This is a genomic window from Kocuria sp. CPCC 205231, assembly GCF_040980965.1.
In the GTDB taxonomy this organism is placed as follows: Bacteria; Actinomycetota; Actinomycetes; order Actinomycetales; family Micrococcaceae; genus Kocuria; species Kocuria rosea.
Genome location: NZ_JAVKPP010000019.1, coordinates 34,586 through 57,294, shown reverse-complemented (window position 1 = coordinate 57,294; position 22,709 = coordinate 34,586). Strand labels below are relative to the sequence as shown.

Annotated in this window: 24 protein-coding genes and 1 pseudogene; 14 read left to right on the top strand and 11 right to left on the bottom strand. The window is 67.7% G+C overall.

Annotated features, from left to right (window positions below; translation table 11 throughout):
• Positions 1-245 precede the first annotated feature (245 nt).
• A complete protein-coding gene (locus RF640_RS16735) occupies positions 246-1,265 on the bottom strand; it encodes an FAD-dependent monooxygenase (protein WP_368828426.1) in 1,020 nt (339 codons plus the stop codon).
• Between the two features lie 246 nt (positions 1,266-1,511).
• Here RF640_RS16735 and RF640_RS16730 point away from each other — a divergent pair, with 246 nt between their 5' ends.
• From RF640_RS16730 to RF640_RS16720, 3 genes are read left to right on the top strand one after another with little or no spacing between them, the layout of a single operon-like run.
• Entirely contained in the window at positions 1,512-2,162 is a 651-nt protein-coding gene (locus RF640_RS16730; RefSeq protein ID WP_368828425.1) for a GNAT family N-acetyltransferase, read from the top strand.
• Positions 2,163-2,184: 22 nt separating this feature from the next.
• Positions 2,185-3,108: a phosphotransferase family protein gene (locus tag RF640_RS16725; protein ID WP_368828424.1), complete on the top strand. Its 924-nt coding sequence runs from the start codon at positions 2,185-2,187 to the stop codon at positions 3,106-3,108.
• Positions 3,105-3,926, top strand: coding sequence for an NmrA family NAD(P)-binding protein (locus RF640_RS16720; protein ID WP_368828423.1), 822 nt, complete (start codon positions 3,105-3,107; stop codon positions 3,924-3,926). Before RF640_RS16725 ends, RF640_RS16720 begins: the two co-directional genes overlap by 4 nt.
• Before the next feature lie 22 nt (positions 3,927-3,948).
• Here the strand turns inward: RF640_RS16720 and RF640_RS16715 are convergent, their stop codons facing one another.
• Both RF640_RS16715 and RF640_RS16710 read right to left on the bottom strand, forming a co-directional pair.
• Positions 3,949-4,608 (bottom strand): response regulator, encoded by a 660-nt coding sequence (locus tag RF640_RS16715; RefSeq protein WP_368828422.1) that lies wholly within the window; start codon positions 4,606-4,608, stop codon positions 3,949-3,951.
• A complete protein-coding gene (locus tag RF640_RS16710) occupies positions 4,605-5,819 on the bottom strand; it encodes a sensor histidine kinase (protein WP_368828421.1) in 1,215 nt (404 codons plus the stop codon). The genes RF640_RS16715 and RF640_RS16710 overlap by 4 nt, the downstream gene beginning before the upstream one ends.
• A 153-nt stretch (positions 5,820-5,972) precedes the next feature.
• Here RF640_RS16710 and RF640_RS16705 point away from each other — a divergent pair, with 153 nt between their 5' ends.
• From RF640_RS16705 to RF640_RS16670, 8 genes are all read left to right on the top strand, one after another.
• Positions 5,973-6,395, top strand: a complete 423-nt coding sequence (locus RF640_RS16705; RefSeq protein WP_368828420.1) for a hypothetical protein — start codon at positions 5,973-5,975, stop codon at positions 6,393-6,395.
• Positions 6,392-7,894, top strand: a complete 1,503-nt coding sequence (locus RF640_RS16700) for a multicopper oxidase family protein (protein WP_368828419.1) — start codon at positions 6,392-6,394, stop codon at positions 7,892-7,894. The genes RF640_RS16705 and RF640_RS16700 overlap by 4 nt, the downstream gene beginning before the upstream one ends.
• 52 nt (positions 7,895-7,946) lie before the next feature.
• A complete protein-coding gene (locus RF640_RS16695; protein ID WP_176337203.1) occupies positions 7,947-8,495 on the top strand; it encodes a hypothetical protein in 549 nt (182 codons plus the stop codon).
• 688 nt (positions 8,496-9,183) lie between these two features.
• Positions 9,184-9,897 (top strand): alanyl-tRNA editing protein, encoded by a 714-nt coding sequence (locus RF640_RS16690; protein WP_368828418.1) that lies wholly within the window; start codon positions 9,184-9,186, stop codon positions 9,895-9,897.
• 271 nt (positions 9,898-10,168) lie between these two features.
• Entirely contained in the window at positions 10,169-10,555 is a 387-nt protein-coding gene (locus tag RF640_RS16685; protein WP_368799537.1) for a VOC family protein, read from the top strand.
• 99 nt (positions 10,556-10,654) lie between these two features.
• On the top strand, positions 10,655-11,299 hold the full coding sequence (locus tag RF640_RS16680) for a TetR/AcrR family transcriptional regulator (protein WP_368799535.1): 645 nt from the start codon (positions 10,655-10,657) through the stop codon (positions 11,297-11,299).
• Positions 11,286-11,999, top strand: a complete 714-nt coding sequence (locus RF640_RS16675; RefSeq protein WP_368799534.1) for a VC0807 family protein — start codon at positions 11,286-11,288, stop codon at positions 11,997-11,999. Before RF640_RS16680 ends, RF640_RS16675 begins: the two co-directional genes overlap by 14 nt.
• Before the next feature lie 57 nt (positions 12,000-12,056).
• Positions 12,057-12,704 carry a GNAT family N-acetyltransferase gene (locus RF640_RS16670; protein ID WP_368799532.1) on the top strand — a complete coding sequence of 216 codons (648 nt, stop codon included), beginning with the start codon at positions 12,057-12,059 and terminating at the stop codon, positions 12,702-12,704.
• Between the two features lie 181 nt (positions 12,705-12,885).
• Here the strand turns inward: RF640_RS16670 and RF640_RS16665 are convergent, their stop codons facing one another.
• The 4 genes from RF640_RS16665 to RF640_RS16650 all read right to left on the bottom strand — a co-directional run bounded on the left by RF640_RS16665 (position 12,886) and on the right by RF640_RS16650 (position 15,726).
• Positions 12,886-13,224 (bottom strand): VOC family protein, encoded by a 339-nt coding sequence (locus RF640_RS16665; RefSeq protein ID WP_368799530.1) that lies wholly within the window; start codon positions 13,222-13,224, stop codon positions 12,886-12,888.
• 236 nt (positions 13,225-13,460) lie between these two features.
• Positions 13,461-13,883, bottom strand: coding sequence for a nuclear transport factor 2 family protein (locus RF640_RS16660; protein WP_368799529.1), 423 nt, complete (start codon positions 13,881-13,883; stop codon positions 13,461-13,463).
• Between the two features lie 80 nt (positions 13,884-13,963).
• A complete protein-coding gene (locus tag RF640_RS16655) occupies positions 13,964-14,764 on the bottom strand; it encodes an ABC transporter permease (protein WP_368799659.1) in 801 nt (266 codons plus the stop codon).
• A 5-nt stretch (positions 14,765-14,769) separates the two neighbouring features.
• Positions 14,770-15,726 (bottom strand): ABC transporter ATP-binding protein, encoded by a 957-nt coding sequence (locus RF640_RS16650; RefSeq protein WP_368799528.1) that lies wholly within the window; start codon positions 15,724-15,726, stop codon positions 14,770-14,772.
• A 95-nt stretch (positions 15,727-15,821) separates the two neighbouring features.
• Here RF640_RS16650 and RF640_RS16645 point away from each other — a divergent pair, with 95 nt between their 5' ends.
• On the top strand, positions 15,822-16,598 hold the full coding sequence (locus RF640_RS16645; protein WP_158279254.1) for a TetR/AcrR family transcriptional regulator: 777 nt from the start codon (positions 15,822-15,824) through the stop codon (positions 16,596-16,598).
• Between the two features lie 75 nt (positions 16,599-16,673).
• Here the strand turns inward: RF640_RS16645 and RF640_RS16640 are convergent, their stop codons facing one another.
• Entirely contained in the window at positions 16,674-17,255 is a 582-nt protein-coding gene (locus RF640_RS16640; RefSeq protein WP_368799527.1) for a TetR/AcrR family transcriptional regulator, read from the bottom strand.
• 341 nt (positions 17,256-17,596) lie between these two features.
• Between RF640_RS16640 and RF640_RS16635 the strand changes: the two genes are divergently transcribed.
• Positions 17,597-18,406, top strand: a complete 810-nt coding sequence (locus tag RF640_RS16635) for a hypothetical protein (RefSeq protein WP_368799526.1) — start codon at positions 17,597-17,599, stop codon at positions 18,404-18,406.
• 543 nt (positions 18,407-18,949) lie between these two features.
• Positions 18,950-19,387 carry a TipAS antibiotic-recognition domain-containing protein gene (locus RF640_RS16630; RefSeq protein WP_181821128.1) on the top strand — a complete coding sequence of 146 codons (438 nt, stop codon included), beginning with the start codon at positions 18,950-18,952 and terminating at the stop codon, positions 19,385-19,387.
• 169 nt (positions 19,388-19,556) lie between these two features.
• Here the strand turns inward: RF640_RS16630 and RF640_RS16625 are convergent.
• The 3 genes and pseudogenes from RF640_RS16625 to RF640_RS16615 all read right to left on the bottom strand — a co-directional run bounded on the left by RF640_RS16625 (position 19,557) and on the right by RF640_RS16615 (position 22,206).
• Positions 19,557-20,120 (bottom strand): annotated as a pseudogene (locus tag RF640_RS16625) (dihydrofolate reductase family protein).
• Between the two features lie 272 nt (positions 20,121-20,392).
• A complete protein-coding gene (locus RF640_RS16620) occupies positions 20,393-21,601 on the bottom strand; it encodes an FAD-dependent monooxygenase (RefSeq protein ID WP_035929388.1) in 1,209 nt (402 codons plus the stop codon).
• A complete protein-coding gene (locus tag RF640_RS16615; RefSeq protein ID WP_035929532.1) occupies positions 21,598-22,206 on the bottom strand; it encodes a TetR/AcrR family transcriptional regulator in 609 nt (202 codons plus the stop codon). The genes RF640_RS16620 and RF640_RS16615 overlap by 4 nt, the downstream gene beginning before the upstream one ends.
• Positions 22,207-22,709: the final 503 nt, after the last annotated feature.

Here is a 22,709-nt window from a genome sequence, read left to right as displayed (position 1 = left end):
CAAGAAGATGAGTGATCAGGGGGTCAACCTTCAGATGCCGGAAAGGGGTCAGTTTTCACTCGCCGTTGACAATCGGGAGCCGTCAGTGTCCGGTGGCGCCGCAGACTGGGTCGGTGCAGGTAGTACTGGTATCGAGGGGTAGAGATCGGCCTGGTCTGCACACACCCGTTTTCCCTGGAGGAGCGGCCTTCTTCTGATGTTCCGTATGACGGTGGCAGCACACGGGTACTCCCGGACATCGTCGTCTAGGCCAGGACACGCAGAAGGGCGTCTCGCATCCCGGTGCATCGTTCAGCGCTGCTGATCCGGTTCAGGCGTCGGGAGAGGTATGCGATGTGACGGGTGGGCGAACGGCGCAGGCGGTCGTAGCGTCGCAGACCGTCTTCGACGGAGACTGCTGCAGTGAGGGCCTCAGCCAGGGTGAAGGCGTCGACGAGGGATTCGCAGGCACCCCGCCCGAGGTTCGGTGCCATGGCATGGGCGGCATCACCGACGAGTACGTGACGGCGATCGGCGTAGGTTCGCAGCGGGGGAAGCTGGAGGAGGGTGCGGCGGTCGATCTGGGCGTCCTCGATGGCGTGGAGGACCCGTGCGATGTCTGGGTGCCAGTTGCTGTAAAGCCGGTGCAACAGCTCCGTGGCGCTCAGCTCGGGCTGGTGGTGGTTGAGCAGCTCGGCCCGGACGCAGGCGAACCAGTTGGTGGTGTCCGGGTGTTGAGGGGTGATGCCGAAAATCCGGCCCCTTCCCCAGGTCTCGCTAATGCGACCTGTGCTACCCGGTGCAGTGCCGCGAAACGCTACGGTGCCCAGGGGGAAGGGAACGGCATCGGGTTGTACGGCTGCCCTGACGACGCTGTGGATGCCGTCGGCGCCGACGATGACGTCGGCGTCTGACAGGTCGTCCGTGAGGTGTACTGGACTGTTCCACGCCACGGTCTCGGCGGGTAGTCCTTCGAGCAAGGCCGCGAGCAGGTCCGGCCGGGACACCAGGTGCACCGAGGGGCTGCGTACCGTAGCGATGACGCTGCCGTCGGGTCGTAGGATGGCCGCGCTGGAGCGTTCGGCGGATCGGTCTCGGATGATGTCTCCGACGTCGAGTGCGTCGAGGGCTGCCATGGCCGCGGGCCACATGCCCAGGGCGGTGCCGGTGCGCGGTGGGCCTGCTGAGCGCTCTCGGACCTGCACTGACCATCCGCCGGCGTGGAGGCCACGGGCCACGCCCAGCCCCGCGATGCCACCACCGACGATGAGAGCTGTGCCGCGCATGAGGTGTCCTTCGCCGTCCGGAGCCCGAAATGTCCAGGCCGTATGAGCCCAGGGTAGGAAGAGGTTGCTGATCGTCGCATCGGTCACCGAACGACAGACCATGTCGTACCGGGGCGACACCTGAAGGCGCCGCGGAGCGATCCACGCCGACGCATACGGACCGATGACGTGGGCCGTGCGGGTTCGTAGCGTGGTTGCCGTGAGCGGAGGCTGCCCCTCCGGCGCCGGAGGGTGAAGGAGACGGATGTGGACGGCACACGCGATGGCGGGCTCGCCCGGACGGGGGACGCAGGGGTCGAGATGCGCGAATTGCGGCGCGGGGACCTTCCCGCCGCTGTGGAAGTGATCGCGCGCGGCATGCGGGACAACCCGGTCCACCTCGCCGCTTACGGCACCGACCCGGACCGGCGGCTGAGGTACCACGCCCGCCTGGTCCGGGCGCTGTTGGAGGCGATGCCTACCACCCACGTGGTAGGTGCCACCCAGCACGGCACTCTGGTCGCGGTGGCAGCTGCCGCCCCTGCGGGGGCGTGCCGACCGAGGCCTCGGCAGCGATTGAGGATGTTGCCCCACCTGGCGCACCTCGACCCGAGGGCAGCTGTCCGGGTCTGCACATGGATCAGCGCGTGGGCGGGCCGGGACCTCGCCGAAGCCCACGTGCACCTGGGCCCCGTGGCGGTGGATGCGTCCCTCCAGGGCCAGGGGTTCGGGACGATCCTCCTGCGGGAGCACTGCCGCCGGCTCGATGAGACGGGGCAGACGGGCTACCTCGAAACTGACAAGCCGGCGAACGTCGTGTTCTACCGCCGCTTCGGGTACGACGTGGTCGGGGAAGCCGACGTGATCGGCGTACCGACGTGGTTCATGCGCCGACCCGCCACAGGCATCCCGCATTGATCCTCAGGAGACAGGAACCCCGATGATTGCCAACACGGAGCTGGCCATCGTCGGCCGGCTGCTGGCCGAGCACGGCTGTCAGATCTCCTCGCTGCGGCCGCTGGGATCCGGTCTCGACCACGTCACTTACGAGGTCGACGGCGAGTTCGTCGTGCGTCTGAGTAGGCAAACGGACCCTGCCGAGCGGGCCCGCGAGGTCACTGTGGAGGCCCGGCTGCTGCACCGGGTCGGTGAGATCTCCCCGCTGCCGGTACCCGTGCCGAACATCGTGGATCCCGTCCACGGCTTGTCCACCTACCTGAAGCTGCCGGGGCAGCCACTGTTGCATGTGCCCGCCGGTGCACGTGCGGCCCACGCCGCCGCACTCGGCAGCAGCCTCGGCTCCTTCCTCGCCGTCGTCCACAACCTGTCGCCGCACGACGCTGAGCTGTTCCCCGAGGACACCACACCGCCGGTCGAGTGGCTCGAGGAGGCCGCTGACAACTATTCTCGTTGCGCCGCGCACATCGGCGCCGAGCACCGTCACGCCATCGCGTCCTTCCTGCGGGCGGACCCACCGCCTGCCGCGCAACGCTTGACCGTGTGCCACAACGACCTGGGCATCGAGCACATCCTCGTGGATCCGCGATCGTGGGCGATCTCCGGCATCATCGACTGGAGCGACGCCGCTCTGGCCGACCCCGCCCGCGATCTGGGAATGGTCCACCGTGACCTTGGGCCCCGTGGGCTGCGGGCAACGCTGTCGGCGTACCGTGCGGCGGGGGCCGGAACGGACCTAGAGCTGCTCGCCCGTGCCGTCTTCCATGCCAGGTGCGGTGTCCTGGAGGACCTCACCTATGGCCTCGTCACCGGCCAGGACGACTACACCGCCAACAGTCTCGCTGCCATGGCGTGGCTTCTTCCATCGACCTTTCATGGTCACGGGTCTCGGGAGGGAACATCATGACGAACGTGCTGGTGCTCGGTGCAACAGGAACCGTCGGACGCCGGGTGGTGGGGCAGCTGCGCGAGCGGGGCGCCACCGTGACCGTTGCTTCCCGTGCTCCGGCGGACAGGGGTGCTGTGCGCTTCGACTGGACCGACCCGGGCACCTGGGAGAAGGCGGTGGGCGGTGCCACGCATGCCTTCGTCATGGCACCCGACGGCGTGGCGGTCGACCCCCGCTTTCTCCACCTCGCCACGACGCACGGTGTCGACAGAATGGTCCTGCTCTCGAGCAAGGCCATCGAGGCCATGGGGGACCTACGGTTGCTCGCCGCCGAGCGGGCCGTGCGCGATTGCGGGGCGGTCTGGAGCATTGTTCGGGCTGACTGGTTCAACCAGAACTTCGACGAGGGTTTCCTGCGCGATGCCGTGCTGGCCGGGGAGGTCGTGATGCCGCTCGGCGACGTCCGTCAGGCCTTCAATGATGCCGAGGACATCGCTGCCGTCGCCGTGACCGCTCTGACGGAGCCGGGCCACGAGGGACGGACCTACGAACTGAGCGGCCCGGAGGCATTGAGCTTTGCCGAGGTGGTCGACATCATCGCGGAGAACACCGGCCGGCCGCTCCGCTACCTCGGCGCAGCCGAGGACTACGTCCGCGTCATGACCGAATGCGGGGCTGACCGCGACCAGGTCCTCGCCGAGGCCGCCGCCTTCGCCGCCCTTCGGGCGGCCGGTGACGCACACGTCGACGACCTGGTCGAACGCGTCACCGGCCGCCGGCCCCGGGACTTCCGGACCTACGCCCACGAGGCAGCAGCACGCGGCGCTTGGCGCTGATGGACTCTCGGCGCGGACGTGCTCAGGTCCCCGGGGTGATCAGCCCGGTCTCGTAGGCGAGCACCACCAGCTGCGACCGGTCACGGGCGCCGAGTTTGGCCAGCAGCCGGGACACGTAGGTGCGCGCGGTGGCGGGGGAAAGGAACAGTGCCTGGGCGATCTCGTCGTTGGACAATCCCCGGCCCACTTGTTCGAGGACCTCCCGCTCCCGGGGACTCAGGGCGCGCAGCGGGGCATCGTCCAGCACGGTCTGCGGCCTGGCCGCGATGGAGCCGAGCACGGTGCGGGTCACCGAGGGCGAGAGCAGGGCCTCCCCGGCGGCCACCACGCGGATCGCCCGGCGCAGGTCGGCGGGGGAGACGTCCTTGAGCAGATACCCGGCAGCCCCGGCCCGGATGGCCTCGAAGACGTGCTCGTCCTCGTCGAAGGTCGTCAGCACCAGCACCCGGACCTCGCGCAGACCCGGGTCCGCCAGAATCCGGCGGGTGGCCTCCAGACCGTCCATCTCGGGCATGCGGATGTCCATGAGCACCACGTCCGGGTGCAGCTCGCGCACCCGGGACAGTCCGGTGCGGCCGGTGGCGGCCTCCCCGGTCACGGCGATGTCCCCGTCGCGCTCGGCCAGGGCTCGCAGCCCGGTGCGCACCAGATCCTGGTCGTCGACGACGACGACGCTGATCACGGCCCCAGCCTCCTCGGCAGCCTCGCGCGGACCTCGAAGCCCCCGCCGTCCTGGTCGCCGCTGTTCCGATGGCCGGCGGTGAGCGTGCCGCCCAGCAGGCGGGCGCGCTCGGCCATTCCCTGCAGGCCCTTCCCACCGCCGGCGCGATCGGGGCCGGTGGCCGGGGGCGCACCGCGCCCGTCGTCGGCGATCCGCAGCTCCAGCGCCCCGTTCCGCAGCCGGGCCTCCACCCAGGCGTGCCGGGCCCCGGAGTGGCGCAGGACGTTGGTGAGGGACTCCTGGAGGATCCGGTAGGCGGCCGCCTCGATGGTGGTGTCCAGCTCGTGCGGGTCAACGTCGATCTGCGCGATGACCTGAACGGCGGCGTCCTCGGTCGCGGCGAGCAGCTGGTGGATCCCGGCAAGACCGATGCTGGTTCGCTCCGCCGGGGCGGCGCCGGGAGTGCGCAGCAGCTTCACGGTGGTCCGCAGCTCCCGCAGGGTGGCGGAGGCGGCCGCGCGGATCTGCTCGAGCGCCCTGGCCACGGCCGCGTCGTCGCGCCCCACGGCCTCGGCGGCCACGTTGCTGTGCACAGCGATCACCGACATCGTGTGTCCGATGGTGTCGTGCAGGTCCCGGGCGATCCCGGCCTTCTCGGCCTGCAGCCGGCGCTCGGCCTCGTGGCGCTCCTCAGCGGCGGCCAGCGCCCGCAGCCGCTCCTCATGGGCGCGGAGCTCCCGGCGGGAGCGCACGCTCACCCCGAGCGCAATGGCCGCTGCGACCAGGGCGACGTCGGTGAGCAGGTCGTAGCTGACCAGATAGGAGGCCGGCAGGCCCTCCTCCACGCGGAAATAAGCCGCCACGGACACCAGGACCAGCCCGGCGGCGACAGCCGTCCGGGTGCGGTCGGCCTCGGCGGCCGAGAACAGGGCCGCCACCGCCGGCAGGGCGATGCCGATGGGCGGCAGCTGGAACATGTAGTAGACGAAGATGCCGAGCACGGTCAGCACCAGCACCAGCCGGGGCGCGTGCCGCCGGGCCAGCAGCAGGGCCCCGAAGCCGGCCGCGAAGAGGTAGGCGAGGGCACCGGCGCGGCCGGTGCCCTCCAGGTCCGCGGCGGCGACCACGGCCACGACCACGGCCATCGCGGCCGCGAGCACGGCGTCGACCAGACGGGGGTCGACCTCCTCGGCCGGCCGGTACGAGGGGCGGGCCGCCACGGTGCTGGGCATGGGTCCAGGGTAGCCAGACCGCCCGCGACCGTCGTAGGTCCCGAAGCGACGGGCCGGGTCGCCTCCGGGCGACCGGGACCACCGGTCCCCAGCGATACAGGAGGCGCTTTCCGCCCGATGTCCGCTAAGACGCTGCTCCGTAGCGTCGGGGCCATGACAAACCGATCTGAACCTTCTGCGAGCACCCGCCCCGCCGTGAACTGGTTGCTGGTGCTGGGCCTGGGGGCTCTTCCGCTGGTGCAGGGGCTGGCCCGGCACTTGGGTCTGTCGGCGCTGATGGGTGCCTCGACGGCTGCGGCCATGCTCGCCGTGCTGGTCACCGTGGCCTGGGTCGCGGTCGTGGGGTGGGGCCGGATTCCCCGCCCCGTGGTCACGCTGACACTGGCCGGTCTCACCGCCGGCATCTACACCATCGTCCTCAGCGTGGTGTTCTCCCCCCTGATCACCGGCACGCTGCAGGGACCGCTGGCCTTCCCCTTCGCGATCGTGCCCGTACTGCTGGTCCCCACCGTGTGGGGCCTAGTCGCGGGCCTGATCGCCCTGGCCCTCCAGCACCTGCGAGGAGCCCCGCGATGACCCACACCACCGGCCCCTCGTGCACCCGCCGGCACCTGCTGACCGGCGCGGGGGCACTCCTGCTCCTCACCGGCTGCACAGGCGCCCCGTCCACGGGCACTCCCGCCCCGCCGACGGTCTTTGACACTGCGCTGGCGATCCCGCCCCTGGCCCCCTCCCACGTCGGCCCCGACGGTACCCGGGTCTTCGAACTGACGGCCCAGAAGGGCACCACGGCGTTCCGCCCCGGGGTGCAGAGCGCCACCTGGGGCTTCAACGGAGCCTTCCTCGGTCCCACCCTGCGGGCCGAACGTGGCGAGCAGGTCGCCGTGGCGGTGACCAACGCCCTCGACGAGCCCACCACAGTGCACTGGCACGGCATGCGCCTGCCCGCCGCGATGGACGGCGGTCCGCACCAGGAGATCGCCCCGGGGCGGACCTGGCGTCCCACCTGGCGGATCGACCAGCCGGCGGCGACCCTGTGGTACCACCCGCACCCGCACGGGCACACCGAGGAGCACGTCTACCGCGGTCTGGCCGGGCTGTTCCTCATCGACGATCCCGCCGATGCCCCTGATCTGCCTTCCGCGTACGGGGTGGACGACCTCCCGGTCATCGTTCAGGACAAGCAGTTCGACGACGACGGGCAACTGACCCTGGACAACAACCGGGCCGAGCCAGGGTTGCTCGGATTCACCGTGATGGCCAACGGCACCATCGGCGCCTACCAAGACATCACTACCGAACGCATCCGGCTGCGCCTGCTCAACGGCTCCACCGCCCGCACCTACGACTTCGGCCTCGCCGACGACCGGCCGTTCCACCTCGTCGGCACCGACGGCGGGCTGCTGGCCAAGCCATACGAGACCACTCGAGTGCGGCTCTCCCCCGCGGAGCGAGCCGAGATCGTCGTCGCCCTGGTCGCCGGTGAACACATTGTTCTGCGCTCCTTCCCGCCCGACCTAGGCAACGTGGCCTCATCGACCGCCTTCGGCGGCACCGACACGTTCGACGTCCTGCAGCTGCGGGCCGCTCCGACCCTGCGCTCCTCACCCCCTGTTCCCGCGGCTTTGGCCGATCTCGACCGGCTGCGGGAGGCGGATGCCACCGTGGTACGTGAGTTCGCCCTGGCTTCGCGCCTTATCAACGGGGCTCGGATGGACATGGACCGGATCGACGAGATCGTCACCGCCGGGGCCACCGAAATCTGGCAGGTGCACAGCATCGACCGCCTGCCGCACAACTTCCACATCCACGACGTCCAGTTCCAGGTGCTGAGCATCGACGGCGCCCCACCGCCACCGGAGCTGGGCGGACGCAAGGACACCATCTACCTCGAACCTGGCCGCACCTACCGGCTGATCATGCGCTTCGGCGAGTACGCCGATCCAAGGACCCCATACATGTACCACTGCCATCTGCTGCGCCACGAGGACGAGGGCCTGATGGGCCAATTCGTCGTCGTCAGCCCCGACGGCCCTCCGCCGTCCGCATCGGCAGCCCCGGGCCACCACCACTGAGACCCAGCCCTGCCCCTCCCCTACCGTTCAACGCTCGAGAGAGGAACACCCCGTGCCCACCCTGCGCCGCCTAGCCCTTCCCGTCCTCATCGCCTACCTGTGGATGACGATGACCCTGTTCGGTGCCATCGTGCTGGAGACATTCATGCTCTACCCCAACATCTTCGCCGACCCACCAGCGTCACTGGAGCTGACGATGGAGTTCCTCGCCGTGACCGGTCCATCCGACTTCTTCCCGCCCCTCGGCTTCACCGTCTGGGTCCTCGGCGCGGCCACCCTGGTGCTCACCTGGCGGCTGCCCACAGTCCGCTGGTGGGTGCTACTGAGCCTGGCCATGTTCGTGCTGGAGGGAGTGGTCTCGATGCTGTACTTCTGGCCACGCAACGACATCATGTTCATCGAAGGATCAGCGGTGCACTCCGCCGAGTATCTGCGCCAGGTCGCCTCCGAGTTCACGACCTGGCACGCCCGCTCCAGAATGGTCTTCAATACCATCGCCGCCGTCGCGGCCTTCATCGCATGTCTCCGACTCCACCGCCACAACCTTGTGACCGCCAGTGCTGCCGAACGTAGTCCTGGTGTGCTGACCGGGGAACAATGATGCTCACCACGGCTCCTGGAAAGCGGTCGATCTCGAAAGGCGAGTTCGTACACGAGTTCCACATGCTGGTTCAGGAGATCTCGCGTTCGAAGCACTTCACGCAACTGGACCTCCTTGGCCGTAGATGCCCTGGACGTGAGACCGTCCTCAGCATCGGCCTAGCTCGGTGTCTCCCGGACCTCTGCACGGGAGGCGTTGCTGAAACTCAGCGATGCCGGCCTACTAGAGCCGACGGAGGGCCGAGGGTTCCGTGTTCGGACGATCTCGGCAGCAGATGCCACAGATTTCTACCAATGCATCTGGGAGATCGAGCAGATGGCCGTGAAGAACGGCGTCTTCGACGCCCCCTGGGCCCAGTCCGGGCGAAAGGTGCTGGAACGGGCCTCGGCAGCTGGAAGCAGTGTCACCGAGTGGTGGGGGTGGGATCGGGCGTTCCATACGATCATCGTTGCGGCCGCCCACAACGCCTAGCGGATGTACCTGTCCGACCACGTGCGAACTGTCTCTCCAGATACATCGTGCTGTACATGGAAAGGGATTAGTGGCGTGGCGGCACCCTCGACGAGCACTCGGAAGTCGTTACTGCCCTGGAAGCAGGGCGCAGGGATCAGGCGTGCGCACTGATCGAGGAGCACTGGACCGCGGCCCTGCACCAGGTCATCGGATGGCTAGAGGAGGAGAACCGCTAGTGCACACGCAACGACTCGAGCTCGAGGACTCCTACATCAGGAGCTGGGACACCGAGGTGTGGAAGATCGGCTCCCACCAGGTGGGGTTGGCCCGGAGCGCTTTCTACCCCGGCGGTGGTGGTCAAGACCCGGATACTGGAACCATCCGCTGGGGCTCAGCGCAGTACCAGGTGAAGTCGGTGCAGAAGAACGATGACATCGTCACCGTGGAACTGGACCAGGCCGTACCAGCCGTACACGGGTCAGTGGAAGCGGCGCTGGAGTGGAAGCCGCGCTACGTGAACATGAGGACACACACGGCGTTCCACTGCTTGGTAGGGATCGCTTGGGAGGAGTTCGGTGTCAAAGTCGCCGGCGGCGACATGCGCAACGGGACCGGTCGCATCGATTTCGGCCCTGGACTGGACCGAGAGAAAGTGTTCCGCTGCGTCGAGCTCGCCAACGACCTCATCGCCCACGGCGCCCCGGTCCGCGTCTCCGAAGTTCCACAGGAAACGATCGACCATGACCCCTCGCTGGTGAAGCTCGTCTCGAACAGGGCACCGGTGTCGGCCCAGGGAACCTACCGGGTGGTGGAGATCGTGGGTGTCGACCGAGAGATCGACGGTGGAACCCATGTCGCAGACCTGTCCGAGGTGAGAGGCGTCGGCGTCGTCAAATACTCCTCCTCCGGCAAGGGCCAAAAGCGACTCAAGTTCCAGATCTTGGACTGATCCCCGCAACATCGACGGGGATGTCTGACGGACTCCAGTTCAATACCGCGGGCCAGCTGATGTCCATGCCTGCCAGAGGAAATCTGCGAGCACTTTCTAGAGCACATCCGCCACCAGCCGCCAAGACCAGCGACAGATACCCACTCACAGAGAGCACAGTTGTGGGGTGCCCGGTCCCCCAGGGAGTTGTTGCCCTGCAGGTGAACCGCTGTCCCAGACCGACCCGAACGGGTGCGTGCGCCCGGAGACGGACTGTGGCTACTGTCGGGTCATGAACGGGCACGAGCTGTTTCCCATCATCAACTGCCAGGACCTTCCAGGTACCCAGGGCTTCTACGAGCGAGTGTTCGGCGCCGTCCCGACCTACCAATTCCCCGAGACCGGAGAACCGTCCTACCTCGTCCTCCGGATCGGGACCGGTCAGCTGGGCCTAGGTACTGGCACCACCCCGGCCCTGTACGGCCACACACCGCTGCCGGCAACTGGCCACCGGGTGGACCTGTGCGTCTATGTCGGTGACCTCCCCGGTGTGCTGGAGGCCGCCCACCGGGCCGGTGCGTCGATACCGGTCGGCGCCCAGGCCATGGAGTGGGGCGAGACCATCGCCTACGTCCGTGACCCCGAAGGCACGATGCTGCTGGTCATCCAGTCCGACTAGCTCATCGCCCCCCACGAGCACGACGCCCCACCGCGTTCACCGTGCTCCGCCCGCACCCGCCCCCTTCCTCAGACTGACCAATCGATCTATGATTTGACCATGCGATCAAATCAGGTGTCCGGTGGCTCTCCGACCTTCACGGAGACGGCTCGTCGGGCCCAGATCCTGGCGTGCGCGATCGAAGCGATTGCCGAGTCCGGGTACGGGCGGGCCTCGCTGGCCGAGATCGCCCGCCGGGCCGGGGTGAGCAAGGGCGTGGTGTCCTACTACTTCGCCGGCAAGGACGAGCTGCTCGGACACGTGGTGGCCGACGTCTACGCCCGCGCCGGGGCGGCCATCAGCACCCGCCTGGCGAGCGAGAACGGCCCAGCCGCGCAGCTGCACGGGTACCTCGAGGCCAACCTCGGCTTCCTGCGCGAGCACCCCTCCGACATCCGTGCGGTGGTCGAGATCGCCGCCAACGCCAGGCGACCCGACGGCACCCTGCGCTTCGCCCCTGACGGCGCCGACCCGGTGCTCGAGCACCTGACGCAGCTGCTGCGCGCCGGCCAGGCCACCGGGGACTTCCGGGACTTCGACGCCCGCAGCGTGGCGCTGGTGATCCGCGGGGCGATCGACACCGCCTCCGGGCGGCTGGTCACCGACCCGGGTTTCGACCTGGGCGCCTACACCCGTGAACTCATCACCCTGGCCCAGCTCGCCACCCGGAAAACTCCACGAGGAGACCACCATGAGTGTCCCTGACCCTGTCGCAGCGTTGAGCAATCCGCCCACCGGGTCACCGCCAACCGAGGATCCGACACCGCCCACCCCGTGGTCGGGGCGCACCACCCCACCGGACGGGAACCGGCCGAGGTGCTGGCGTCATCCGCTGGTCGGACTGCTGGGCGTCGGCCTGGTCCTTCCCTTTGCCCTGTACTACGGGTTGCGCCTGGCCGGCACGGAGCCCTGGGTGGCGCTGGTGCTCGGCGGGCTGGCCCCGCTGGCCCGCGTGCTGATCACCGCGGTGCACGTCCGCCGGCTGGACCGGCTCGGGGCCTTCACCCTGTCCGTACTCGTGCTCAACACCGCCGTCGGACTGATCACCGCAGACGCCCGACTGCTGATGGCCCTGGGCAGCTGGCTCACCGCCCTGCTCGGCATCTGGCTGCTGGCCAGCCTCGCCGGCGGCAAACCCGTACTGTTCGAGGCCACCGTAGCGCTGATGCCCGATGAAGCCGCCGCCCGCTGGAAGCACGACTGGGAGCACAACGCGGTGTTCCGCCGGCTCTTCCAGGCGATGACCGCCGGTTGGGGGACTGCCTTCCTGATCGGTGCCGCCGCGCGGGTCGCCATGGCCTACACCATGCCCATCGACGTGGTTCCGGCCGCCAGCGCCGGGCTGCTGCTCGTGCTGTTGATCGTCGTCGTCCAGACCACCAAAGCCTACGGACGGCGGCGCTGAGCTTGCCGTTCCACCAATATCCGCCCGCCAGTCGGCAGGAACCGCGTCTCGCGCCTCATGCAGACCGTGGGCACTTCTCTTCGCGGACGTTCTAGTCAAGGGTCGTGCAGTAGGACGCAGCTCTCGGATCGGGCACGGCATCGAGGTGCGTTGCGTAGAATTATTGTCGTGACTGGGGAAGAAGCCTCCTCTGTTGTGCTGGTCGCCGTGGATGACACCGTACTGGCGCAGCTGGTCCGTGCCGCGACCACTGATACTGAGGCGGATGAGGTGACGCCGCCTCTGACCGCCGGCCGAGCATGGACATCGGAGCGAGTCGCGTGGCTGTGTGACTTCCACCGTGTCCGTCGCGCCGGGCTCGGTGGGCCGGCCGGAGAGGCCACCTGGGCTGTGGTTGCCGACGAGTTGGTCGTAGGTTCCGTGCGTCTCAAGCACACTGATGAGCATGGTGTCTTGGAAATGGGCATTTGGGTGACTCGTGGCGTCCGGGGTCGTGGCATTGGGCGAACGGCCTTGGCCGCGGCTCTGCGTCAAGCCGTTTCCCTAGGGGCATCTGAGGTGCAGGCGGACACCACCGTCTCCAACGCGGGTGCCCTGGCCGTGCTACGCCGTCTGGGCTTCACCCTCATGCCAGCTGGCGACGGTGAGAACGTACGGGCGCTGCTCCGGCTCGATGCCGGGGCCTCCGGTGATGAGTGCCGGTAGCCGGTCCCGTTGCGGCGCAGCGTTCAGCTGCCACCCTCGCACACCGGGATTTGAGCCTCCCCGGTGGCCGATCTTGACTCCCTGAAGTGGACGGTGATCGGCGAGAACCATAGAAAGGTTCTTCGCCGAGTCAACTGCCCGGCCGCCGGTCACGTTCTCCTCGGCAGCAGCGCCACGGCGGTCATCGGCTCGGACGTTCGTGGACCTGTAGCTGGTGTCCGCCCGTCGCATCGGGCCGTCGCAGACGTCTTCCACGGCTCGCTGACAGGGTCCAATACCGTCGCGCCGCTGGAGCGCAGCTCCGCCACGGTCGCCGCGAGCTCGCCAGCGGGGAAGGCCAGACAGGCGCCCGCGCCGGGACCTTGTCGAAGGCCACGGCCGCAGACAGCGCGATCGACCTCTGGGCGCTGTGGGGCATGGCCTCGATCCGTCGTGTACCCCAGCCCATGTCGGTGTCCGTCACGACGTCGAGGCCCCGGGTGTCCCGGTAGAACGCCAGAGCCTCGTCCTGGTCACCCATGGACCGCGCTGCCGCCACCTTGGTGATCGTGCGTTCCTTCCGTCCGCACTGTCCGTGGCGGAGGCATGAGGCTGGCCGGTTTCATAGCCCCATCGTGGAGGCCGTGTTGGGCCTATGCCTGGTGTGTCGAGATCAATGCCACGACGATACTTCTGGTGTCGACGGGCCGGGCCTGGCTCTCCGGGGTGCATCGTGGGGGCGGCGATGGTTCCACGACGCCCGCCGCGGGAGGCTGGTCACACATCAGCTGCTCGGCCGGCGGTATTAGGGGTCAACGCTGACAGAGCGCAGCTCCAGCGGCCGTCACGACGGACGAAGATCTCGGTCACCCACTCATCGGCGCGAAACGGCGCGCCGTTCCACTGTCCGTGGTTGGTGCCGTGGGCGACCACGCTGGTCAGTGCACCGTGGCGGCGCACCGACAGCACGTCGAAGGTCATGTCGGAGTGGGTCAGGTTGCCGCTGCGGACCGCGTCGAGGAACCGGTCGAGGGGCACTGGGCCGCTCTCCGGGGTGACCAGTTCCCAGTCCGGTTCGGCGAAGCTCGCGATACGGTCGGCGTCGTTGGCTACGATCGCCGCCGCCCAGTCGTCGAGCAGTGCTTGGAATTCTTTGCGGTCGTCTGCGGCGGTCTTGTCATGATGCATGTTGTCGGGCATGGTCGTCTCCATCGTCCGAGTGGGTGCGGGCGGAGCCGCTGGCTCTGCTCGCGGTTTCATGGATCAGTGCATCAGGTCGGTCATTTGCCTCCGCGGCGGAATCGTCGAGCGGCAAGCGGCAGGTATACCGCGGTGAGAAGCAGTGGCCACAGCACCGCCAAGGTCAGCGCGTGGTCACCGGCGAAGCCCTGGGTGGGCCATGATGTGCTGCCCAGGAGCTCGCGAACAGTTGTCGCAGTCGCGGAGATCGGGTTCGCCTCGGCCAGTGTGCCGAGCCAGCCGGGCATGGTCGCGGGGTTGACGAACACGCTGGAGAGGAACGCGATGGGCCAGGTGAGGATCTGGACGTAAGCCACCGACTCCACCGATGTCGCGCCGTAGCCGACGAAGATCCCGATCCACAGCAGCGCGAACCGCAGCGCGAGAAGCAGACCAACGGCGAGGGCGATGTTGGCGGCATCCAGGGCGGGTCGCCAACCGAGGGCCAGGGCGAAGCCGGCCATCAGCGCCAGGCTGATCAAAGAGCTGAGCAGATCGGCGATGGCCCGCCCCAGCACGATGGCCGTGCTGTTGATCGGGAAGGACCGCATCCGGTCGTTGATGCCGCGGGTGGCGTCAGCAGCGGCCGACAGCGTGGTGACCTCCAGCCCGAAGAGCATGGTGACGGCGAACATCCCCGGTATCAAGAAGTCGATGTAGCTTAATCCGACCGGCACCTCGAGGGCACCACCGAACAAACCGAGGAACAGCAACGTGGTGAAGACCGGGAAGAGCCAGACGGTCGTCACAGCACCGATCTGCTGACGCCAGGAGCTGATGGTACGGCCTGCGATGATCCAGGACGCCGTGAGCAGACTGGGCGCAGAAATGGCGGGGGTCATCGTGGTCACGCGGACTCCTCGGTAGCAGGGGCGTCTTCGGTCAGGGTCAGGAACACGTCGTCCAAGGACGGTTTGCGCAAGGTCACTTCGCTGGCAGTGACGCCGATCGAGGCCAATGCGTCGAGAGTGCGGGCCAACGCCTCATGCGATGCACCGGGAACGGTCACCACCGAGCCAGAGGGGTCCATTTCAGCCCCGTCCTCGATGCCCCGCAGCGCGCTCAGCGCCAGAGCAGCGTCGGCGCTGCTGGAGAACCGGAGCCGGATGAGGGGTGGTCCGACCATGCTCTTGAGGTCCTCCGGTGAACCTTGTGCCACGGCGACCCCACGGGCGAGGAGCACGACTTCATCGGCCAGTTCGTCGGCCTCTTCCAGATACTGGGTAGTCAGGAGAATGCTCGTCCCGTCGCGGACGAGCTCACGCAGACTCGCCCACAGCTCCCGGCGCGCCGCAGGATCGAGTCCCGTGGTGGGCTCGTCCACGAAGAGAACCTGTGGCGGGACAATCAGGCTTGCCGCGAGGTCGAGCCGCCGGCGCATCCCGCCGGAGTAACCGCGCACCGCCCGGTGCTGCGCCTCACTGAGGCCGAACTGCTCCAGCAGATCCCCTGCACGGTCCGCTGAGGCTCGAGGCCCCAGACCATGCAGGCGGGCGAAGAACCGCAGGTTCTGGAATCCTGTCAGCTGCTCGTCCACCGCCGCGTACTGCCCAATCAGACCGATTCTCTCGCGCACCTTGGCCGCGTCCCGGCGCACGTCATAGCCGGCGATCCGGACGCTGCCGCGATCGAACTCCAGCAGGGTGGACAACCCCCGCACCACCGTCGTCTTCCCCGCCCCATTGGGCCCCAGCAGCGCCAGCACCTGCCCCGCCGCGACATGCAGACTCAGATCACGCAACCCCACCTCACCGCTCTTCGACGTGTACGTCTTCCTGATGTGCTCCGCTTCGATCGCTGACAACGCCAACCACCCCTCACTCGTACAACGTTCCGTACAGTGTACGGTAACGTACGGTGGATGGGAATCATTCCCCAAGACCACAGGAGGTGACCGAGGTGGCCGAGCACACTGGCACTGGCGATCCGTTGCAGAGCATCGCGCTGCTGTGGCGGACGAACCCGAAGACGGGGCGATCCGGGCTCACGCTCGATGCGGTCGTGGAGGCTGCGATCACCGTGGCCGCCGAGATCGGGATCGACAAGCTCTCCATGCGAAAGATCGCCGATCGGCTCGGCGTGGGAGTCATGACCCTCTACGCACAAGTTCCCGGCAAGGCCGAACTGATCGACCTGATGGTCGACCACGTCCACGGCACGCTCTACGAGTCAGCCGACGTCATCCCGTTGGAGTCGGGCTGGCGACGGTCGCTCGAGGCCGTTGCCGAGCACAACTGGAACCTTCTGGCCCAGCATCGCTGGCTTCTGGGCATCGATGTCACCCGACCTCCCCTGGGGCCGGGCACCACGGTGAAATACGACACCGAATTGCACCCCCTCATGGGCCTCGGGCTCAGCGAGGTGGAGGTCGACCAGGTGCTCACCCTGGTGCTCAACCATGTGAAATCCGCCGCACGGCTGTCGTTGAGTGTTGACGAGACCGCGCGAGCCACCGGGCGTGATGACCGCGAGTGGTGGACCATCGGTGGCCCTCTGCTGGCCGCTCTCATCACTCCCGAACGCTTCCCCAACGCCTCCCGCATCGGAAATGCAGTGGGACAGGAGTACGAGTCAGCAGTGGACGCGGAACGGGCTTACGCCTTCGGACTGCGCATGATCCTCGACGGCGTGGAGCGGCTCGTGGAGAGCAAAGGCCACTTTCCGCACCGCACATGAGTCCTTTACACCAGGCTGAGCAAGGCTGTGTTGCTCGACATCGGGGTGGGCCGGACCCTGGGCATGTCAGTCGACTCAGGCCGCGGTGACCCCATCCAGGTGGTAGTTGAGGACGGCCAACAATCGCTCCGGGGAGGCTTCGACAGGCCGCATCGCGGCATGGACCGCCAGACCGTCCAGAAGCGCGAAGAGCCGATCCGTCTCCACCTCCAGCTCCGACCTCCCGGGCGGAAGAAGACGGGAGATCCACCGCCGGCAGGCAGCACGCAGGGCGTCGTAGGCCTCGTCGCGCAAGGCGCGCAGAGCCGGGTCGACAAGGGAGCGAGCCGTGAACGCCAACCACACCTCGTTCTCCATCTGACGCTGATGATCCAACGGCAACAACTCCGAGAGCACCCTTTCCGCGTCCTGCCGCGGGTCTTCCGAGCGCGGCAACGAGGCCACTCGTTCCTCGATGCGCTCGATCACCATGCGCATGGCGAAGATCAACAGCTCGGACTGCGAACCGAAGTAGTGCCGGAGCGAACCCATCGACACCCCCGCCTCCCGGGCGACCTCCCGGACCGAGGCGCGCTCGAGCCCGTCACGCCGGACCACCCGCCAGACCGCCTCGGCCAGGTCTCTACGACGCTCCTCGGGATCCACCACGATCGGCATCTACCTTTCATAGCACAGCCGTGCTAACTTAGATAGCACAGTCGTGCTATTTCAGCTGAGGGAGTGCTGTGAAGACCGACCACCAGCCAGCGTCAAGCGCCTCTGCACCCCGCCCCGGCCTGACGCGATCGGGGCCATCGGCTCCGCCGCGTGCACACCGGTGGCCCCAGCTGCGACGACGGAGTCTCTGGGTTGCCGCCGCAGGATGGGCTCTCGCCAACGGCTGGGTTGCTCTCGCCGGCGGGGACACGCTTCCTTTCCACTGGCCGGCGCGGGCAGGCCGGTCGCTGAACGATCACCTTCTCGAGGTCAACCTGGCGCTCCTTGAAGTCTTGGTGCTCATGGGCGTGGTCCACCTCCTCACCCGGCGACGCAAGCCTCCTGACATCGCCGCCCGGGCCCCGGAGCGTGCTCGCGCACTGCGTGAGACGCTGCTGCTGCTGGGCTACGGCATCCTGGGTCTCACCGGCGGTTACCTCCTCGCCAAGGCCTTCGGCTGGCACCCCTTCGGTCTGCACCTGGCAGGCACAATCTTTGGCACCCACGCCCACCTGGAGACCGGCGAGGTTCTCGTCTGGTCTGGTTACAACCTTCTCGTCTACGCGATCCTGCCCCTCGCGTGGTTCCGCCGCCGCTACACCGCCCGGGACCTGGGCTTGTGCTCAGAGGACCGCCGGAACGATCTCCTGGTCATCGCCGTCATCCTTCTGCTGGAAACCGTCCTTCAGTTGCTGGCTCTGGAACCGGAGACCTTCGCTCTGCCGCCCCGTCAACTCCTGCTCGGCGCAACCCTCACCTTCCTCCTCTACCTCGGCGGCGCGGTGTTGCCCGCCATGATCTTCATCTATGCCATCCTCGTACCCCGCTACCTCAAACTCACCGGCTCGACGACCTCCACGGTGATCCTCGGCGGCCTCACCTACGCCGGCCTCCACATCTGGGACGCCTGGACAGTGTTCACCAGCCCACATGCAACCGCGTTGTCCTTGACCTTCCTGCTGTTCACCTACCTCGGCCCCGGCATGATCAAGACTTTCCTGACCCTGCGCACCGGCAACGCGTGGGTCCATGTCTGGGCGTACCACGCCTTCGCCCCTCACACCTTGGTCGACACCCCTCATCTCGTCGACGTCCTACGGATCCGGCCGTGACGTGCACGGGGCTTCGAAACACCCGCGGTCATGGGCAAGCAATCGGTCAGAGTCGCCCCGCACAGTCAGCTGGAGGAACGCGGCAGGCTCGGCATCGAGAAACGCGCCAAGGCATTTCGACCGAGCTGGGCGCCAGAAACCGTCAGCACCTGCCCGCACGGATCACCACCCTGCACACCAGACGGAGCACGCTCGACCCTGCATCACTGCAGCAGCTCAGCCAGACTCGTCGGGTCACCTGCCAAGTAGCGTCCCTTGCTCCGATCCGGGGCCGCCTGCGCCCAAACCAGATCAGAGGCGGGCGCACCCATCGTCTATCCAACGGCCGCGTTCCCAAGCCCAGGCATCCGGAGGAGACCACGGCACCGCATACCGGGCACACATTCCCTCCAGCAGGCCCCACTGCCCTGGTCCCGCTTTCCCGGACAGGTGGTGTGGGCCTCCACAAAACTCGGGGCGATTCAATTCGTCCGATTGCCAGATATTGACACGACATCAATCTTTAAGGTCGATTCCATGAGCAAAAGAAGGATGCACTCCCCGATGTCCGAAGCGGACAAGCGGGAGCAGTGGGGCGCGTTTGCTGACAGAGAAGACGAGCTCCTGGACGAGGTGGAATCACGTTGGGGTGATACCGCCGCCTATGAGGAGTCGGCCCGCAAAGTGTCCACGTACACCAAGGAGGACTGGGGGCAGATCAACGCCAGCAACGCGGCAATCGAGCGTCGCATCCTTGAACTCATGGATGCCGGGGTGCCGCCGACGAGCGACGAGGCTATGGACGTGGCCGAGGAGCAACGGCTGCACATCAGCCGCTGGTTCTACGTGATGGATCACGCCTTCCACGTGCAAAAGAGCGAGCTGTATGTCAAGGACCCACGGTTCCGCGCCGGCATCGAGGAGCATACCTGCCCGGGAGCGGCCGAGTGGCTGCAAGCGGCGATCATCGCGAACGCCACACGAGCGCAGGGGAATGCGTAGGGCGATCGTCGCCCAGATGTACCCGGGCGCTGCCTTGGAGCTGACCGGCCGCAGTACCGGCGGGGTAGGTACGGTCGCGGATCCGGCAGGGACGTTACGATCGTCTCGGAAGACCGCGCCATGCGATCCTCGGGTGGTCGCAAGCCCGCACTGATCCGCCGTCAGGTGCTCAGGGCCTGGTCTCGTACCTGCTCAGCACCACGCCGTCGGGGAAGGTCCGGGTCTCCACCAGGCTCAGGTGCACCCAGTGCTCCAGGGCCGTGAAGAACGGGGTGCCCCCGCCCACCAGGACCGGATGGGTGACGATCGCGTACTCGTCGATCAGCCCGGCCCGCATGGCCGCCGCCGCCAGGGTGGCACTGCCGATATCCATAGGACCCCCGTCGCCGGCCGTGAGCCTGGTGAGCTCGGTGACCGCATCACCGGTGCCTACACGGGTGTTCCCTTCGACCGTGCTGGTCGTGGAGGAGAACACCACCTTCGGCATCTCACGCCAGCGGCCGGCGAACTCGATCGCCGCCGGTGTGGCACCGGGCTGCTGACCGGCGGTCGGCCAGTGGGAGCTCATCGTCTCCCACAGCCGGCGCCCGTACAGCGCCAGGCCCGTGGCGTCCACCCGGTCGGACCATCACTGGCACAGTTCGTCGCTCGGCACGCTCCAGCCGAGGTCGTCGCCGGGCGCGGCGATGTAGCCGTCCAGGCTCATGTTCATGCCAAAGCTCAGTTTCCGCATCGTGCCAGCCTCCCGTGAGTCGGTATTCGGCGCACACACCAGCACGGCGCGCAGAAATCATCGGTCAGGCCACACCGAGGGCCGGTTGAGCACCACGCCAAGCAGGTGCTCCGTCCGGAAAGGAACCCCTACTGCAGCACGGTCTGCCGCTAATCAGCCATATGTAAAGCACTACGAACCAGCCGCCCCTGCATCCGGTGTACCTGGACGAAGCGAAGACTGCGCAGCCACCCCTCGGACCTCGACTACGCCCGTCCTACGGGCAAGCCAGATCAGATCTCACCCACCCGTACACCAGCCCCCTCGCTCGCGCCGAGCTCTGTCAGGGACTGAGGTGTCTTGCCCACCAGGCTGGCGCCGATGATCTTGTCCCAGCCGGGCAGGGCGGCCAGAGTCAGCGAGGCGCGACGCAGCCACAGCCGCGCCCGTGAGGCGGGCAGGAACCACTGGGCGCTGCGGCGGCCGGCTTCCTGCTTCGCCTGGACGACCGGCTTCCAGGCCTGCTCGTAGCGGGTTAAGGCGTCTTCGACTGAGCTCTCGGTCATCAGCAGCTCGCCGAGGACATAGGCGCCGGCGACCGCCAGTGAGGCGCCCTGGCCGGCGAGCAGGGAGACGGCCTGGCAGGCATCGCCGAGCAGGACGACGCGGCCGCGATGCCACCGTGGCACCTCGACCTGGGCGACCAGGTCGTAGTACAGCTCGCTCGGAGGCGGGCAGCTCTCCAGCGCTTGGGGTACGACCCAGCCGAGTGAGGAGTAGGAGTGTCGCACCGCGGCGCGGGTGTCCGCTGGGATCGCCGGTACCGGGTCGCGGTGAACGGCGAAGGCGGCGACTCGTCCGTCACGCAACCCGTAGAAGCCCATCGCGCGGTCGACCGTGTCGGTCAGGGCGTACCGGTTGCCGATGCGCCGCCGGATCAACGGGTCCTCAAAGACGTAGGCCGCCGTATGGATGCCCAGATAGCGCAAGAACCGCGTTTCGTCCCCGAAGACCATCTGACGGATCGAGGAGTGAATGCCATCCGCGCCGACCAGCAGATCAACCTCCATGACAGTGCTGTCGGTCAGGACCACGCGGACGCTGTCCGGCCGGGGCTCCAGGGACGCGACCGTGCACCCGAACCGCAGCTCGGCCACCGGGGCGACCTGCTCACGCAGTACCCGTTCTAGATCGGGCCGCATCAGAGTCAGCAGCCGCCCCCCGGCCAGCCGGGCCCCGCGCACGTAGTCAATGCGTGCGCGGGGCCGTCCCGCCGCATCGACGTAAGTCACCTCCTCGATCGGATAGGCGAGCTCGCGCAGCCGCGGAAGCAGACCCATCGCCTCGGCCGCGTCGTAGCCCAGGCCGAAGAAGTCGATCATGTACCCCTGCTCCCGGGGACGCGGCGTTCGCTCCACGACGGTGACCGCCCACCCGTGGGCGGTCAGCCGCTGCGCCAGCGCGAGACCGGCGATACCGGCTCCGCAGATCAGTGCTCTCATCGTCGCTCGCTCCGATCCTTCTCCTGCGTGCCGCTCCCGGGGTCACCCAGCAACCGGCGCAGCACGGGCCCGATCTCCCCCGTGGTCATCGCCGGCTGCAAAGCGCGGTGCAGCATCACACCGTCCAGCGCTGCTACCAGCACGGCGGCCGTCGCGGCGGGCGCCGGTGTGCCCTGGGCGTCGAGCCATGCAGCCAGGGCAACGCGCACCTCGTCGAGCAGGCCGCTGAGCTCCGCCCGCAGCTGGGAGTCCCGGGTCGCCGCCAGGTAGGCCTCGAGGAACAGCAGAGACGTGGAGTCCGTCCCGTCGAAGTCGTCGAAGGACGCGAGCAGTTGCCCCAGCGCCTCTTCCCCAGATTCTGCTCCTGAGAGCACGGGCGGGACCGCAGCCAGCACCTCCCCCATCACCTCGAGGACAGCCTGCCGGAGAAGCGACTGCACCGAGTCGAAGTGGTAGTGCACCAGCCCCGGGGCCACACCGGCCTTCTGTGCTACGACCCGGGTGCTCACCCCGCGCCAGCCCACCAGGGGGATCAGCTCCGCGGCGGCCGCAAGCAGCCGCCGACGGACCTCGACCCCGCGCTCAGCCGACGTCAGCGAACCCATCTCCTCCACCTTAGATTGGGCAATCGCCTTGGGCATTTGCCCAAATCATATCCGGGCCTTGTCCAGAACGGAAGATGGAGGTTCCGAGGCGGTCTTCAATCCACGGTTCGCTACGCGCATCCCACCTCTGCAACGGCCCGAAAACCATAGAGAAGCCTCGTCCACCGCTAGAGCGACAAACCCCGGTTCGTCCCCAGGCCATGACTCGAGGCGGATTCGAAGCCCTACCTCCTCAACCGCTGTTGCTTGCCGATGTCGCTGGTGGTGAGGAAACCCGCCTTTGACCGGCCATATGTAAAGCGGAAGGACACTGGAGCGGGATCAGATGTCATTTGAGGGCGCGGCAGTTCTCTCCGTGGTGATTTTCGCGGCATGAAACTCCACCCCTGTCACCTATCGGCGCGGCAGTCCCGTGCGCGCGGGGCCGGCTCACGCGGTCCCTCAGGTTCGTCAGGCACCCGAGCACAGGCGCCGATGATCACCGAGGACCTAAAGGTGCCGCG

Excerpts from the sequence above, each read along its gene's own strand:
- RF640_RS16735 (WP_368828426.1), bottom strand. The coding sequence starts at position 1,265 with ATGCGCGGCACAGCTCTCATCGTCGGTGGTGGCATCGCGGGGCTGGGC.
- RF640_RS16725 (WP_368828424.1), top strand. The coding sequence starts at position 2,185 with ATGATTGCCAACACGGAGCTGGCCATCGTCGGCCGGCTGCTGGCCGAG.
- RF640_RS16720 (WP_368828423.1), top strand. The coding sequence starts at position 3,105 with ATGACGAACGTGCTGGTGCTCGGTGCAACAGGAACCGTCGGACGCCGG.
- RF640_RS16710 (WP_368828421.1), bottom strand. The coding sequence starts at position 5,819 with ATGCCCAGCACCGTGGCGGCCCGCCCCTCGTACCGGCCGGCCGAGGAG.
- RF640_RS16705 (WP_368828420.1), top strand. The coding sequence starts at position 5,973 with ATGACAAACCGATCTGAACCTTCTGCGAGCACCCGCCCCGCCGTGAAC.
- RF640_RS16700 (WP_368828419.1), top strand. The coding sequence starts at position 6,392 with ATGACCCACACCACCGGCCCCTCGTGCACCCGCCGGCACCTGCTGACC.
- RF640_RS16685 (WP_368799537.1), top strand. The coding sequence starts at position 10,169 with ATGAACGGGCACGAGCTGTTTCCCATCATCAACTGCCAGGACCTTCCA.
- RF640_RS16680 (WP_368799535.1), top strand. The coding sequence starts at position 10,655 with ATGCGATCAAATCAGGTGTCCGGTGGCTCTCCGACCTTCACGGAGACG.
- RF640_RS16675 (WP_368799534.1), top strand. The coding sequence starts at position 11,286 with ATGAGTGTCCCTGACCCTGTCGCAGCGTTGAGCAATCCGCCCACCGGG.
- RF640_RS16670 (WP_368799532.1), top strand. The coding sequence starts at position 12,057 with ATGCAGACCGTGGGCACTTCTCTTCGCGGACGTTCTAGTCAAGGGTCG.
- RF640_RS16665 (WP_368799530.1), bottom strand. The coding sequence starts at position 13,224 with ATGGGTGACCAGGACGAGGCTCTGGCGTTCTACCGGGACACCCGGGGC.
- RF640_RS16660 (WP_368799529.1), bottom strand. The coding sequence starts at position 13,883 with ATGCCCGACAACATGCATCATGACAAGACCGCCGCAGACGACCGCAAA.
- RF640_RS16655 (WP_368799659.1), bottom strand. The coding sequence starts at position 14,764 with ATGACCCCCGCCATTTCTGCGCCCAGTCTGCTCACGGCGTCCTGGATC.
- RF640_RS16640 (WP_368799527.1), bottom strand. The coding sequence starts at position 17,255 with ATGCCGATCGTGGTGGATCCCGAGGAGCGTCGTAGAGACCTGGCCGAG.
- RF640_RS16635 (WP_368799526.1), top strand. The coding sequence starts at position 17,597 with ATGGGCGTGGTCCACCTCCTCACCCGGCGACGCAAGCCTCCTGACATC.
- RF640_RS16630 (WP_181821128.1), top strand. The coding sequence starts at position 18,950 with ATGTCCGAAGCGGACAAGCGGGAGCAGTGGGGCGCGTTTGCTGACAGA.
- RF640_RS16620 (WP_035929388.1), bottom strand. The coding sequence starts at position 21,601 with ATGAGAGCACTGATCTGCGGAGCCGGTATCGCCGGTCTCGCGCTGGCG.
- RF640_RS16615 (WP_035929532.1), bottom strand. The coding sequence starts at position 22,206 with ATGGGTTCGCTGACGTCGGCTGAGCGCGGGGTCGAGGTCCGTCGGCGG.